The organism is Varibaculum sp. GTC20041 (assembly GCF_055387755.1).
In genome coordinates, this window is the sequence record NZ_AP041144.1 from 1132554 (window position 1) to 1145746 (window position 13193).

At 52.1% G+C, this 13193-nt stretch carries 12 protein-coding genes; 4 read left to right on the forward strand and 8 right to left on the reverse strand.

The window, feature by feature from the left end:
• Positions 1–73 precede the first annotated feature (73 nt).
• Both pta and ACZ5BI_RS04860 read left to right on the forward strand, forming a co-directional pair.
• On the forward strand, positions 74–1588 hold the full coding sequence (gene pta, locus ACZ5BI_RS04855; RefSeq protein ID WP_464896773.1) for a phosphate acetyltransferase: 1515 nt from the start codon (positions 74–76) through the stop codon (positions 1586–1588).
• Positions 1589–1611: 23 nt separating this feature from the next.
• Positions 1612–2802 carry an acetate/propionate family kinase gene (locus tag ACZ5BI_RS04860; protein ID WP_464895747.1) on the forward strand — a complete coding sequence of 397 codons (1191 nt, stop codon included), beginning with the start codon at positions 1612–1614 and terminating at the stop codon, positions 2800–2802.
• 124 nt (positions 2803–2926) lie between these two features.
• Here the strand turns inward: ACZ5BI_RS04860 and ACZ5BI_RS04865 are convergent, their stop codons facing one another.
• The 5 genes from ACZ5BI_RS04865 to ACZ5BI_RS04885 form a co-directional block, all read right to left on the reverse strand.
• The gene (locus tag ACZ5BI_RS04865) at positions 2927–3376 is read right to left on the reverse strand and encodes a ribose-5-phosphate isomerase (RefSeq protein ID WP_024058759.1); all 450 of its coding nucleotides are present in this window, start codon (positions 3374–3376) and stop codon (positions 2927–2929) included.
• A gap of 12 nt (positions 3377–3388) precedes the next feature.
• The gene (locus tag ACZ5BI_RS04870) at positions 3389–4129 is read right to left on the reverse strand and encodes a glycerophosphodiester phosphodiesterase family protein (protein WP_464895748.1); all 741 of its coding nucleotides are present in this window, start codon (positions 4127–4129) and stop codon (positions 3389–3391) included.
• Positions 4120–4941, reverse strand: coding sequence for a M23 family metallopeptidase (locus tag ACZ5BI_RS04875; protein WP_464895749.1), 822 nt, complete (start codon positions 4939–4941; stop codon positions 4120–4122). The genes ACZ5BI_RS04870 and ACZ5BI_RS04875 overlap by 10 nt, the downstream gene beginning before the upstream one ends.
• 147 nt (positions 4942–5088) lie before the next feature.
• Positions 5089–6132, reverse strand: a complete 1044-nt coding sequence (locus ACZ5BI_RS04880; protein WP_278611095.1) for a hemolysin family protein — start codon at positions 6130–6132, stop codon at positions 5089–5091.
• Positions 6125–7510, reverse strand: coding sequence for a hemolysin family protein (locus tag ACZ5BI_RS04885; protein ID WP_464895750.1), 1386 nt, complete (start codon positions 7508–7510; stop codon positions 6125–6127). Before ACZ5BI_RS04885 ends, ACZ5BI_RS04880 begins: the two co-directional genes overlap by 8 nt.
• Positions 7511–7716: 206 nt before the next feature.
• On the opposite strand from ACZ5BI_RS04885, the gene ACZ5BI_RS04890 reads away from it, so the two are divergent.
• A complete protein-coding gene (locus ACZ5BI_RS04890) occupies positions 7717–11442 on the forward strand; it encodes a multifunctional oxoglutarate decarboxylase/oxoglutarate dehydrogenase thiamine pyrophosphate-binding subunit/dihydrolipoyllysine-residue succinyltransferase subunit (protein ID WP_464895751.1) in 3726 nt (1241 codons plus the stop codon).
• Between the two features lie 88 nt (positions 11443–11530).
• Here the strand turns inward: ACZ5BI_RS04890 and ACZ5BI_RS04895 are convergent, their stop codons facing one another.
• The 3 genes from ACZ5BI_RS04895 to ACZ5BI_RS04905 form a co-directional block, all read right to left on the reverse strand.
• Complete coding sequence (locus ACZ5BI_RS04895) at positions 11531–11605, reverse strand: 50S ribosomal protein bL37 (protein ID WP_373277209.1); 75 nt, start codon at positions 11603–11605, stop codon at positions 11531–11533.
• Positions 11606–11726: 121 nt separating this feature from the next.
• On the reverse strand, positions 11727–12014 hold the full coding sequence (locus ACZ5BI_RS04900) for an anti-sigma factor (RefSeq protein WP_278605478.1): 288 nt from the start codon (positions 12012–12014) through the stop codon (positions 11727–11729).
• Complete coding sequence (locus ACZ5BI_RS04905; RefSeq protein WP_278605477.1) at positions 12014–12712, reverse strand: sigma-70 family RNA polymerase sigma factor; 699 nt, start codon at positions 12710–12712, stop codon at positions 12014–12016. The genes ACZ5BI_RS04900 and ACZ5BI_RS04905 overlap by 1 nt, the downstream gene beginning before the upstream one ends.
• Positions 12713–12806: 94 nt before the next feature.
• On the opposite strand from ACZ5BI_RS04905, the gene ACZ5BI_RS04910 reads away from it, so the two are divergent.
• Positions 12807–13193 (forward strand): hypothetical protein, encoded by a 387-nt coding sequence (locus ACZ5BI_RS04910; protein ID WP_038108941.1) that lies wholly within the window; start codon positions 12807–12809, stop codon positions 13191–13193.

The window sequence follows — 13193 nt, forward strand, 5'->3', positions numbered from 1 at the left end:
TTACTTGAGCATTAATTGACCTGGTAGTCTAGGGGTGGACAGTTTTGAAAGGATTGGAAGGAAACAAACGGCAATGGCAAGCTCCTATTATCTGGCGCCCCTGCAGGCAAATATCAATACCAAAACCATTACTGCGGCCTTAACGCAGCTGCTGGGAAACCTGCCGGTTCAACCGGTATTTCAAAGCGGATTGCCCGAGCCCCAAGATTGGGTTTTAAAATCAAAACCAGCTGCCCAAAAGCTAATTAACGCTTTCCCGGTTTCCGTCCCGGCCCTCTACGATGGTTCCTTTACCACGACTTTCCCCGGGATAGACATTGCCTCCGTACATGCGCGCGCTGCCTCCCACCTGCTCGCCCCCATGATTTTGCTAATTGATGCTTCCGGGATGGATGAGGAAGCAGCAGTTCAATCCGGACACATCATGGCGTTTAATGCCTCCCAAGCAGGGGGAACTCCCGTAGCCACTATTTTGGTCAACGCTAGTTTTACCCCTTCGGTTTCCCTCGAACATGCGCCGGTAATTGCATTCAGCGGTAGTGAGGTAAGCGCGGAAGATCTAGCTAAGTTAGCGCCGACTTTAAAAAATGCGCCGCGTCCCGCGATCCCTCCCCTGGCCTTCCAGGGCAGGTTGACCGAGCGCGCGAAAGCTGCCCCACGTACTATCGTGTTACCTGAATCTGAGGATGACCGCGTCTTGCAGGCTGCCGCGCAAATCCTAAAGCTTTCGGCAGCGAATATTATCCTGCTAGGTGAGGAGGCACAGATTTCCTCCCGCGCAAAAGAACTGCACCTAGATTTAGACGGCATACAAGTAGTATCGCTGCGTGATAAGGAACGACTAGACAAATATGCTTCCCGGCTTGCCGAGCTGCGAGCCCATAAAGGCGTCACCATAGAAAAAGCCCGGCAACTATTACAGGATTCCGCCTATTTTGGGACTATGATGATCGAAAGTGGTGACGCGGACGGGATGGTGTCGGGAGCTTGTCATACCACCGCTAATACCATTCGCCCCGCCCTCCAAATCATAAAAACCAAGCCAGAGGTTTCGACCGTGTCCGGGGCTTTCCTAATGCTATTTTCCGATCACGCTCATCTCTACGCCGATTGCGCAGTTTCGATTGACCCTAATGCCGACCAGCTCGCCGATATTGCTGCCTCGAGCGCCAACACTGCCTCCCAGTTCGGTATTGACCCCAAGGTCGCGCTCATCTCCTATTCGACTGGGGATTCTGGCAGCGGAGAAACCGTGGAAAAAGTGTTGCAAGCTACCCAGATAGTCAAAGAGAATCACCCGGAATTAGCAGTCGATGGCCCCTTGCAATTCGATGCCGCTATCGATAAAACCGTGGCAGCAAAGAAATGCCCTACTTCGCCGGTAGCGGGACAGGCTAACGTATTTGTGTTCAACCACCTCGATGTTGGAAACTGCGTATATAAAGCGGTGCAACGCACCTCAGGAGCCGTAGCCGTGGGGCCAATCCTGCAGGGGTTAAATAAGCCCGTCAACGACCTCTCACGCGGCGCCTTGATAGAGGATATAGTTAACACCATCATTATTACTGCAGTTCAGGCGCAGGGATAAGTCCCCCAAAGGAGGAAAAGGGCGTGGAAAACGATACTATTCTAGTAATCAATTCTGGATCTTCATCCATTAAATATAAGCTGATGAATCCAGACACCGGTGAAGAGATAGCCCGAGGAATCGTTGAGCAAATCGGCGAAGAGCGCAGCCGGATCAAGCATGTATATCACGACGTGGAAGAGAAGATGGTTCGCTCAGTACGCGACCACCTCGAGGGGATGGCGATCGTCGAAGAACTATTCGAAAAGATCGGTCCGTCTCTGCAAGAGTCTCAGGTAGTGGGTGTCGGACACCGGATTGTGCAAGGCGGCCCCTATTTTTCTGGACCGGCAGTAATCGATAAAGACGTTTACGGTTTGATCGAAGAACTATGTCCCCTTGGCCCTCTGCATAACCCGGCGCACTTAAAGGGGATTGATGCCGCCAAGCGGATTTTGCCGAAGGTTCCGCATGTAGCCGTATTTGACACGGCATTCTTTAATCACCTGCCTGAAAAGGCCTACACTTATGCCTTGAAACGATCAGTCGCCGAAAAGTACCGGATTCGCCGTTACGGCGCCCACGGTACCTCCCACCAGTATGTTTCCCAGCGAGTGCGTTCCATTTTGGGAACTGACGATTTGAAACAGATTGTGTTGCACCTGGGAAATGGTGCCTCTGCTTCCGCGATTGTGCGCCACCATCCTATTGACACTTCGATGGGACTGACCCCCCTGGAAGGCTTGGTGATGGGAGGTCGCACCGGCGATATTGATCCGGCTGCAGTTTTCCAGCTCTACCGCGAGGCTGAGATGAGCATCGACGAAATTGATGAACTCTTCAACCGCCGCTCAGGTATGAAAGGTCTAACTGGCCATAACGATATGCGCGAGATTTGGAAGTTGATCGAGGCCGGCGATGAGCAGGCCGAGATGGCCATGGAAATCTATCTGCATCGCCTCTTGAAATATGTGGGAGCCTACTGGGCGCTGCTCGGGGGGCTAGATGCCCTAACTTTCACTGCCGGAGTGGGTGAAAACGATCCGGGAGTTCGGTGGGAACTGTGCAGAAGTCTGGCCTTTATGGGAGTTAAAATCGACCAGGAGCTCAACGAGGAACATTTTACCCGCGAAGCAATTATTTCTACCCCAGAATCTACAGTAAAAGTGCTGGTGATTCCCACTAATGAGGAGCTTGCCATCGCTCAGCAGGTCTACTCTTTAGTCAAGCATTAATCACTGATCCTGATAGGGGCGGGGATCGGACACCAAAGATCCGATCCCCGCCCCTAGTTATTCGTATTAGCTATTTTCGCCGCCATCCGTTCGCGGCGGGATATCTACCTGGTTGGCACGGCGTCTAGTTTTCTTGCTCGTATTTATCCATTAGGTCAATGCGCCGCTGGTGCCGCTGCTCCCCCGTGAAAGGCTCCGCAATAAACGCATCAATTATTGCTAAGGCCTCTGGCACTTCATGCATGCGCGCACCTACCGCCACGATTTGGGCATTATTGTGCATCCGGGCAAGTTTGGCAGTCTCCAGGCTCCAAGCCAAGGCAGCGCGAATCCCTTTAACACAGTTAGCGGCCATCTGTTCGCCGTTACCGGAGCCTCCTAAAACTACCCCTAAAGCTCCTTTGTCTGCTAGGACTGCTTCGGCGCAAGGAATACAAGTATTGGGATAGTCGTCCTCAGCATCGTATTCCTTAGATCCGTGATCAATTACCTCTAAGCCTTTTTCCTGAAGGTGACTGACTAGAGCTTCTTTTAATTCAAATGCGGCGTGATCGCATGCAACATGTATTTTCATGCCCTAAGCGTATCAGGGTAAGTAAGCTGAGCGGGCATTAATTGCAGCTTTGGCAATCGCGGGATAATCAGTCATGATGGCATCTACACCCAGGTCTGCCAGCTGTAACATCTCAGTTTCCTCATTAATTGTCCAAGGTTCTACTTTAATTCCTTGGCTGTGACACCAGGAGACAAAAACGCGATCTACCACGGTGATGCCTTTCCATTTGAGGGGCACCTGAGCAAAAGCACCGGCGGAATTAAAGTGCCGCTTACTGGCGCTGTGGGCGGCGATAAACGCCTGTACTACTTCAACTGGAGATAAACAGGTTTGCGCCCCCGGGTGACTTTTTCGCAGCTTCGCTAAAGTGCGGGAGGAAAACGAAGAAAAAACTACTCGCTCCCAGGCATCTGCAGCGTTAACTACCTGTAAAGCTCCCGGAAGGGCGCGCGGCTCTTTGATATCAACGTTATAGGCTAAGGTAGGGAAATCTTCGAGGGCGGCTTTTAGCGAAATCGGGTGCTGCCGTTCCGGTCCGCGGAGCGCAAAGAATTCTTGGGAAGTAAGCTCTCCAACTTTACGCGGATCACCCCAAGGGGTTGTTAACTGGGCATCGTGTTGTAGCACCACGGTGCCATCTTTAAGAGCCCGGACATCGGTTTCATAGCGGCTTACCTTTTGAGCAAATGCATAGCCGATGGATTCGCGAGTGTTCTCCAGGGTTTCTCCGCCTCCACCTCTATGGGCAATAATTTGGGGAGTTATTCGCATTTTTGCCCCAGGTAGCGGAAATGATGGGATTCGAGCCAGGGAACGGGATCAATATAATTGTTTTCATTGCCGGGCATGATCTCAAAGTGCAGATGATTGCCGGTAGAGTTCCCCGTAGAGCCCACTGCCCCCAACTGATCTCCCGCCTTAACCTTTTGTCCCACGCTCACCGCAAAAGATCCCGGAAGCATGTGTTTGTATTGGGAGTAAACAGTTTCCCCATCGATAATATGCTTAACCCGCACCGTATTGCCTCCCCCACCCATAGGACCGACAAAATCTACTACCCCATCGGTTAGGGAATGGATCGGGGTACCCGAGGGAGCGGCAAAATCCGTTCCCGTATGCAGTTTCAAGATGCCCGATATCGGGTGGATACGGTTTCCAAAGGGCGAAGATTGATGAAAGACTCCCCGCTGCAACGGGAAAAGAATCGCGCCTTCGTTAGACATAGTTTGAGTAGCTCGGTTGCCCGATCCCACATTTGAAAACTGACATTGGGGATCCGCACTTAAGATCCGAGCCCGAGTACCGGCAGCCGGTACGGGGACCAATCCTTCTTCGGAATCTACTGCCTCGAGAGAGTGGGCACTTCCCGCCCAGCTTTCTCCGTCAGTCTGCAGAGATAGCACGTGGGCGATCATCGAGCCGGGCTTATCAGCCTGCACAAATCCCGTCAGCGGCGCAATAATAGTAACTGCTGCTAAAGCCAGAATCACCAGCGCCCGAGGAACCGCAGCGTAGCGTTGAAAGCGTCGTCTTCTCCTCCGTTCGGCGCCCCGAGAGCGCCGCCGGGTAACCGACTCGGCCATTTGCTGTTCCTCCAGAAAATAACTAACTCTGAAATAATAACGAATTTATAACGATTTATCCAGAGCAGGTTGATTTGCCACTTAAACAGCTCGACTATCAGTTGGCAGGAAAAACTCCATTCCGCGTCGATGCCACCCGGGGCAGAGTTAGTTTTCGCTGCGCTGCATAGTGTCGCGGACTTCTCCCACTAATTCTTCCAAGATATCTTCTAAGAAAATAGCCCCAATGGTTTGCCCGTTCTCGTTGACTTTAGCCAGGTGAACCCCGGTTTTTTGCATAACTCGTAATGCGTCCTCTACTTCTTCTTCAGGGGAAACTTCCGGGAGAACCCGAACTCGCCATGATTCCAGAGGCGCCTGGCGAGCAGCGCTAGAATCAGCGAAAATAACATCTTTTAGATGCAAATACCCTTGCAAGTCACCGGATTCATCACTAATCGGGAAACGAGAAAACCCGGTTTTGGCCACTTCAGCTTCAAAGTCAGCGGCACTTAGTGGCCAGTCCAAAGTAACTAGTTGCGAGCGCGGAACCATCGCTGAACGCACGTCCTCTTTAGAAAACTCCAGGGTTCCAGACAATAATCCCAAATCATCACGCAAGGTTCCGGCAGCGGTGGATTTTGCGACAATCGCCGCCACTTCTTCAATAGTGAAAGACTGAGAAACTTCCGAACGGGGGGTTATCCCTAGCATTTTCACGAACCAGTTAGCGCTCTCGTCGAGGGCGTGCACAATAGGACGTAATGCCCGAGCAATCCGTACCAAATGCGGAGAAATGACCAGACAGACCCGCACCGAGGTGGCTACCGTGAGATTCTTGGGGATCATTTCTCCCAAAACGATATGTAAAAATACCACGATTATCAGCGCTAACACGAAGGCGATGGGGTGGGTAAGCGAGGGCGATACTCCGAAGAAATCTAGCGGACGCGCGATTAAATGCGCTAAAGCTGGCTCGGCTACGGCACCTAATCCGGTAGAAGCTAAGGTAATCCCCAATTGGCTTACCGCTAAAACCAGGGAAACATGCTCTACCGCCCATAGCGCTGCTTTCGTTCCCCGTTTACCTTGCGCAGCCAAAGGCTCAATTTGCGAGCTCCGGGTGGAGGTGACAGCAAACTCTCCGGCCACGAAAAACGCGTTTGCGGCCAGTAACGCTACCGCGATTATCAGTGCCAACCAATCAGACATTTCCTTCGCCGCCTTTACGAGGATCCTGCCCGGTCAGTTTCGTTGCAGGGCGAGCTACCGGAGTGGAATTAACGCTACTAATCAGCACTTTCTCAATCCGGCGTCCCTCCATTTTTGCCACTGTCAAGACATAACCGCGCACCTTATAGCTCTGACCCACCTGGGGAATCTTACCGGCAACGACCAAGATCAAACCGGCAATAGTTTCATAAGGGCCATCATCTGGCAGCAGCACCTCGATCCGGTCAGCTATTTCATCAGGGCGCAATGTCCCATCTACCAACCACTTATTATCACCCTCGAGACGGATACCGCGCCGGCGTAAGTCGTGTTCGTCAGCCACTTCTCCCACGATTTCTTCCACTACATCCTCTAGAGTCACAACGCCGCAGGTACCGCCGTATTCATCAACCACAATCGCCATTTGCAGATCAGCTTCCCGCAATTGCACTAGCAGCGGTGCGAGCCTGACGGTTTCGGGAACGCGTAGTGCCTTAACCAGGAGAGACTGGGCAGTAACTGGTACGTTTTGTCTTTTTGTAAAAGGTACCGCCACTGCGCGACGTAAATGCACCAGCCCGAGGACGTCATCGGCGTCCTCGCCTATAACCGGGAATCGAGAGTGCCCGGTACGCCGCGATAGCTCCACCACGTCCTCGGCGCTTTGCCAAGCCTCTAAAGACTCCATTCGTCTCCGGTCAGTCATCACGTCGCGAGCACAGAGCCTACCTAACCCTACGGAGCGGGTAAAAATCGTGGCGGTAGATAAGTCTAAGGTACCGGCTTCGGCGCTATGCCGAACCATCGCCGTTAGTTCCGAAGCTGAACGCGCCGAGGATAACTGTTCTAAAGGTTCTACCCCCAAAGCCCGCACCACCTGGTTAGATATCCCGTTTAGAAGCGTGATTATCGGCTTAAATACGACGGTAAAACCGCGTTGGAGGGGAGTTACCACCCGGGCAACTTCGAAAGGTTTAGCTAACGCCAGGTTTTTGGGGAACAGTTCCCCAAACACCATAGAAAAGGCGTTGACCAGTATTAGAGCTACCACCACCGCAATGGCCGTGGCCAGGGAGGCCGCCAGTTTTATGTCCTGTAATAGCTGCGCAAACAAAGAGGTAAGCGCAGTCTGCGTAGTGTAACCCAACAGGATGGTAGTGAGAGTAATTCCCACTTGCGCCCCTGAAAGCTGGGTAGACAAATGCTGCAAAGCTTTTAGGACTCCGGCGGCTCCCTTTTCTTTCCGTTTCACCCTCTCTTCGACTTGGGTGGGGTCGAGAGCCAGCATAGAGAATTCGGCCGCCACAAACAGGGCGGTACCGATCGTCAGTAAGACCCCCAAAAGCACCATTAACAGGTAATAAACGCTATCAGGCAACTACACCACCATCATCAAATCCGGGGAGGACATACCACAAACACCTCTTCAAGTAGGCAATTCGTAAGCTATTTTAATAGCAATGCACCAACATTAGTAAAGTCTACATAAACTCTCTCAATATCGAGAGAAATGCTAGGACTTTCGAACTAAATAGGCTTAGTATCTTATTGGATAATCCGTCACCATCCAGAAAAGGAAGCGCCATGCCCAATTCGGAAGATCAAATGGATCAGTCGGTAAGCCCGATCAACCAGGAGATCATCGATGATCTTTATGACAAATATTGCGCCGACCCCCTGTCGGTTCCCGAAGACTGGAGAGAATACTTCTCCGCTTTGGAGGCACGCAATGAGCAGATAAAAGAGCCAGACCCCCAAGAAAAGCAGCCTCACAAGGTGACGGGAACCGGCTTAGCGGTAAGTGCCCGGGACGTAACTCGTTCCGATTTGCCTCCCGCTCCCCCGGTGGCCGCCTCCGAACCGACCTCTCCCTATGTCGCCCGGAAAACGGCTCTAGATCTAGGCCCAGCAGGTGACAGTGACGAGGAAGATACGGTAGAGCGCCTCCGTGGGGTAGCTAAAGCGGTAGTTAAGAATATGGATGAATCACTGCAGATTCCCACCGCCACTTCTGCCCGCGAGATTCCTGCCAAACTGCTAATCGAAAATCGCAAAGTAATAAATACCCATTTGGCGGCCACTACCGGCGGTAAGGTGTCTTTCACCCACCTAATCGGTTACGCCATTATTGAGGCGCTAGTCGAAATGCCGTCCATGAACGTCCGCTTTGAAAAGGACGAGGACGGCCACGGCTGCATCCGCAAGTTTGCGCACGTCGGTTTTGGACTAGCGATCGATCTTCCCAAGGAAGATGGTTCCCGCTCGCTAATGGTTCCAGTGGTACACAAGGCCGATACTCTAAACTTTCGGCAATTCATTGACGCCTACGAGGATCTAGTTAAGAGGACGCGTGCCGGCTCCCTAAAACCTGCGGATTTTGCGGGAGGAACCGTTACTTTAACCAACCCCGGAACCTTGGGTACCAAACAATCGGTTCCCCGGTTAATGACTGGCCAAGGGGCAATCATTGGAGTCGGCGCTACCTCCTTCCCGGCCGAATGGGCTGGAGCCTCGCCTTCGCAACTGGCCAACGCCGGTATTGGGCAAATCATGACCATGACTTCCACCTACGATCACCGGGTGATTCAAGGTGCTGGCTCCGGAGAGTTCTTGCGGATTATTGAACAGAAACTTACCGGCCATGACGGCTTCTTTGAGCGCGTGTTTTCCACTTTAGGGGTAGCTCATGCACCTTATCAGTGGGAACGAGATTTCAACTATGATCAGGTAACCGAAAAAGGTAAACCTGCCCGGATCGCGGAACTGATTCATGCTTACCGGTCCCGCGGGCACTTGGCCGCCAATACGGATCCTCTGCAGCAAATCCTGCGCCGCCACCCGGATCTTTCTATCGGATCTTATGGACTGAGCGTATGGGATCTGGATCGCGTCTTTCCTACCGGTGGTTTCGCCGGCCGCGACACTATGAACTTGCGGGATCTGTTAGAGCAGCTGCGCGCTACCTATACTCAGGCTATCGGGATCGAATATATGCATATTCAAGACCCGGTTCAGCGTCGCTGGGTACAAAGCCGCATTGAAAAACCCACAAAGAAGCTTTCAAAAGATGAGCAGATGCATGTGCTCAGTATGCTCAATCATGCCGAAGCTTTCGAGACATTCCTGCAAACCAAATACGTGGGGCAAAAACGCTTCTCGCTAGAAGGCGCAGAATCCCTGATTCCGTTGCTAGACAAGATGCTATCTAGTGCTTCCCGGACTGGGGTAAAAGAAATCACTATCGGGATGGCTCACCGTGGCCGGTTGAACGTGCTGTCTAATGTGGCCGGTAAATCTTATGGTCAGATTTTCTCCGAATTTGAAGGCTATCTGGATCCGAACTCGACCCAAGGTTCTGGGGACGTCAAATACCACCTAGGCACCGAGGGTATTTATTCCGCTGACGAGGGCGAAGGGGTGCTGGTATCCCTGACCGCTAATCCCTCCCACCTGGAGGCGGCCAATGGGGTTACCGAAGGTATCACTCGCGCTAAGCAAGATCGCTTAGGGGGTGGAAAAGATGCGGAAAGCCAGGTAATGCCAATTCTTATCCACGGTGATGCCGCTTTTATTGGTGAGGGCGTGGTGCAGGAAACCCTGAATATGTCTCAGTTGCGCGGTTACCGTACTGGTGGCACCGTGCACATTATTGTAAATAACCAGATCGGTTTTACTACCGGGCCGACTTCGGGGCGTTCTACCCGGTACTGCACCGATTTAGCTAAAGGTCTGCAAGTTCCAATTTTCCACGTTAATGGGGATTACCCGCAGGATGTGGTGAAGGCCGCCAAGCTAGCCTTTGACTTTAGGCAAGAGTTCCATAAAGACGTAATCATCGATATGGTCTGTTACCGTCGGCGCGGACATAACGAGGGCGATGACCCCTCCATGACCCAGCCGGTGCTTTATTCCTTGATCGATAGCCTTCCCACCACGCGCGAGGTTTATACCCGTAACTTGATTGGGCGCGGAGATCTGAGCGAAGAAAAAGCCCAAGAAGCCTTACAGGAATACCATGACGATCTGAATAAGATTTTCCAGGAGACCCGGGAAAAGAAGGAGTTCGACGCGGCCGAGCACGATGACACCACTAATCCCGGGGGCGACACCCGCTGGGTAATGCCTACCTCCCAGCAACCCGGTCAAGGGATGATGCTCGGCTGGACCTCGGCAATCACTCGCGAAGAGGTAGAGCGGATTGGTCAATCCCAGGTACGGGTGCCGCAGAATTTCACCCCCCACCCCAAGATTATGAAGGTACTGCAAAAGCGAGAAGTCATGTCGCGCGAAGGCAAGATCGACTGGGGAATGGGCGAAATGTTGGCCTATGGTTCGCTAGTAATGGAAGGCACTAATGTTCGTCTCGGCGGGCAAGATTCGCGTCGCGGTACGTTCTCCCATCGTCACGCGGTAATTCACGACTATGAAAATGGGCGCGAATGGACACCGTTGAATTTCTTGACTGAGGAGCAAGCAACTTTCCAGGCCTTCAACTCTCCACTGTCCGAGTATGCTCCGCTAGCTTTCGAATACGGCTATTCAGTGGAATCTCCCGAAACCTTGGTGCTGTGGGAAGCCCAGTTCGGGGACTTTGCGAACTGTGGCCAAGCGGTTACCGACGAGTTCGTTTCTTCTTCTTTCCAAAAGTGGAATGAACGTTCGGGAGTGGTAATGCTATTGCCACACGGATATGAGGGGCAAGGCCCAGACCATTCTTCGGCACGCATAGAGCGGTACCTGCAACTGTGCGCCCAAGAAAATATGTGGGTATGTCAGCCCTCAAATCCGGCGAATAACTTCCATATGCTACGCGCGCAAGCCTATAAGCGTCCACGTAAACCCTTGATTGCCTTCGAACCGAAGCAGTTGTTGCGTTTAGCAGCGGCAGCTTCCCCGGTAGAAGATTTCATTTCCGGGGAATTCAAGCCGGTTATCGGCGAAGTAGACGAGCGGGTAAGTCAGCCTTCCCGAGTATTACTGTGTAGCGGACGAGTCTACTATGACTTGGTAAAAGAGCGGGCAAAGCGCGAACGTTTCGATACCGCGATTGTTCGCCTAGAGCAGCTGTATCCGCTCCCGGTAGCCGAGCTGCAAGAAGTTCTAAACACCTGGGGAGATTTGCCGCTCACCTGGGTACAGGATGAACCAGAAAACCAAGGTCCCTGGCCATTTATGGCCTTGCACCTTACCGGAGCTATCGGCAAGAGTCTGCAAGTAGCTTCCCGACCCGAAGCGGCCTCTCCGGCAGCCGGCAATTCCAAGTTGCACAAAGCGGAGAACGCCGAGCTAATGGAGAAGGCTTTCGCCTAGTTCGGTACTGATAGCTTTGGGGGGTGGTGACTAAAAGTCACCACCCCCCAAAGCTTTTACCGCAATGATTTAGCGGTAGCTAAAGCTCTTAGCAGTTAGGCCGTTTGCCGTGATTGGCGGCACTGGTACGGCGGCTTTTGCGTTTACGTCCACGTTTAGACATCTTTTACACCTTCCCAATAAATAAACAACGTCCCTAGTTTTACATATAATCCCACGTTTTCTAAAACTGAAAATGCTGGCGAAAAAATATTTGACCTAAGTAACCATTAATTTCGGCAATCTCAGGTCTGATCTTCTTGGTAACGTTGTTCTTCATAGGTAAGCTGCATCCCATCTGTTTGCATAGATACCGCCAGCGCCTGCACTATCCGAGTCCGTAAGGTCGAAGGAGCCACGGTTCCGTGACATAGGCAGCGCCGTAAAGACAAGGAGATTCCGGCAGCTTCGCCCTCTAGGATTTTCCGACAACAAGGGCATTCAGCAATATGGCGTGCCTCATCCTCACTAAGTTCGCGACACTCCTCCGTGGCATGTCTAAAGGGATCACGCCCACATGGTTGCTCGTTCATTACTTCACCCCGATTCCGTACTCGCGGGCATATTCTGATAGTTCCTCTCTAAGTTGGCTGCGCCCTCGATGAAGCCTAGACATTACAGTACCTAGGGGGATTCCCAGAATCTGCGATATTTCCTTATAGCTGAACTGTTCCACATCCGCCAGGTATACTACCGCTCGATGCTCATCCGAAAGTTTTTCAAAGGCAGCCTGGATAGTTTCATTCGGAAGGCGTTCCAAAGCGGTAGTCTCGGCAGAGGGCATTCCCTCTCCATGATGCAGTGATTGCGCTACCTGGGCTTGATCAGTTATTTCTCCAGATCCCTGTTCTTGGGGACGCCGGGTTTTTAAACGGTACTGGTTTATAAAGGTATTAGTCATAATCCGGTACATCCAGGCTTTGAGATTGGTACCTGGTTGGTACTGGTTAAACTTACGAAAAGCCTGCATATAGGTGTCTTGAACCAGGTCTTCCGCATCTGCCGGTTTACGAGTAAGTCGCAGCGCTCCTGCATAAAGTTGATCTAGTAACGGTAGGGCTTCTTTGCTGAAACGGTCCGAAAGGCGCACATTATTATCACCGGTAGCTAAGGGATCCGACACAGATCCTTTCCCGTCCTCGCCGGCAGGCCTATGCCCGCGCTCAAGCGCTACCGTTTTAGGGGGCGCCGCCGTGCCTGCCCGCTCTGCCTCTAGGATTTCAGTTTCCATTGATTCCATTCTAGCTTGGTTTCAGCAACCCTACTTTGGGTAATTAAGCTCCCAGAAGCTAGAAATAGCCAGCAGCTTAGGTAAGAATAGAAGCATGGCTAAAAGGTATGCACTTTCTCGCGCGCTTATAGCAGCGCCTTTGATGATTGAGGGGATCGACGCGATCCGTAACAGTGATAAGCATGCACACTTAGCCCAACATCACCTAGAGCTAATGGAAAAGAACGGTTTTCCTCCTCTAACCAAAAACGATGTGAAAACTATTGCGAAAGTTTGCGGCGCGGCCGTTGCCGTTTTGGCTTTGCGGATGGCTACCACTCGTCGTTCTCCCCTAGCAACTAGTGCTTTGGTGCTAGCTAACGGAGCCGCTACGATTGTCAATGGCTGGCAACCAGGCAAAGTTGATGCTTTACGAATTGCGCAAGGTTTAGCGCTCCATGCCGGTCTAACCTCCGAAGTGTTTCCCACTAGACAGGACTAA

Bases quoted from the DNA above. Each gene is read 5' to 3' on its own strand.
- ACZ5BI_RS04905 (WP_278605477.1), bottom strand. From the start codon at position 12,712: ATGGAAACTGAAATCCTAGAGGCAGAGCGGGCAGGCACGGCGGCGCCC.
- pta (WP_464896773.1), top strand. From the start codon at position 74: ATGGCAAGCTCCTATTATCTGGCGCCCCTGCAGGCAAATATCAATACC.
- ACZ5BI_RS04870 (WP_464895748.1), bottom strand. From the start codon at position 4,129: ATGCGAATAACTCCCCAAATTATTGCCCATAGAGGTGGAGGCGGAGAA.
- ACZ5BI_RS04910 (WP_038108941.1), top strand. From the start codon at position 12,807: ATGGCTAAAAGGTATGCACTTTCTCGCGCGCTTATAGCAGCGCCTTTG.
- ACZ5BI_RS04890 (WP_464895751.1), top strand. From the start codon at position 7,717: ATGCCCAATTCGGAAGATCAAATGGATCAGTCGGTAAGCCCGATCAAC.
- ACZ5BI_RS04900 (WP_278605478.1), bottom strand. From the start codon at position 12,014: ATGAACGAGCAACCATGTGGGCGTGATCCCTTTAGACATGCCACGGAG.
- ACZ5BI_RS04865 (WP_024058759.1), bottom strand. From the start codon at position 3,376: ATGAAAATACATGTTGCATGCGATCACGCCGCATTTGAATTAAAAGAA.
- ACZ5BI_RS04875 (WP_464895749.1), bottom strand. From the start codon at position 4,941: ATGGCCGAGTCGGTTACCCGGCGGCGCTCTCGGGGCGCCGAACGGAGG.
- ACZ5BI_RS04880 (WP_278611095.1), bottom strand. From the start codon at position 6,132: ATGTCTGATTGGTTGGCACTGATAATCGCGGTAGCGTTACTGGCCGCA.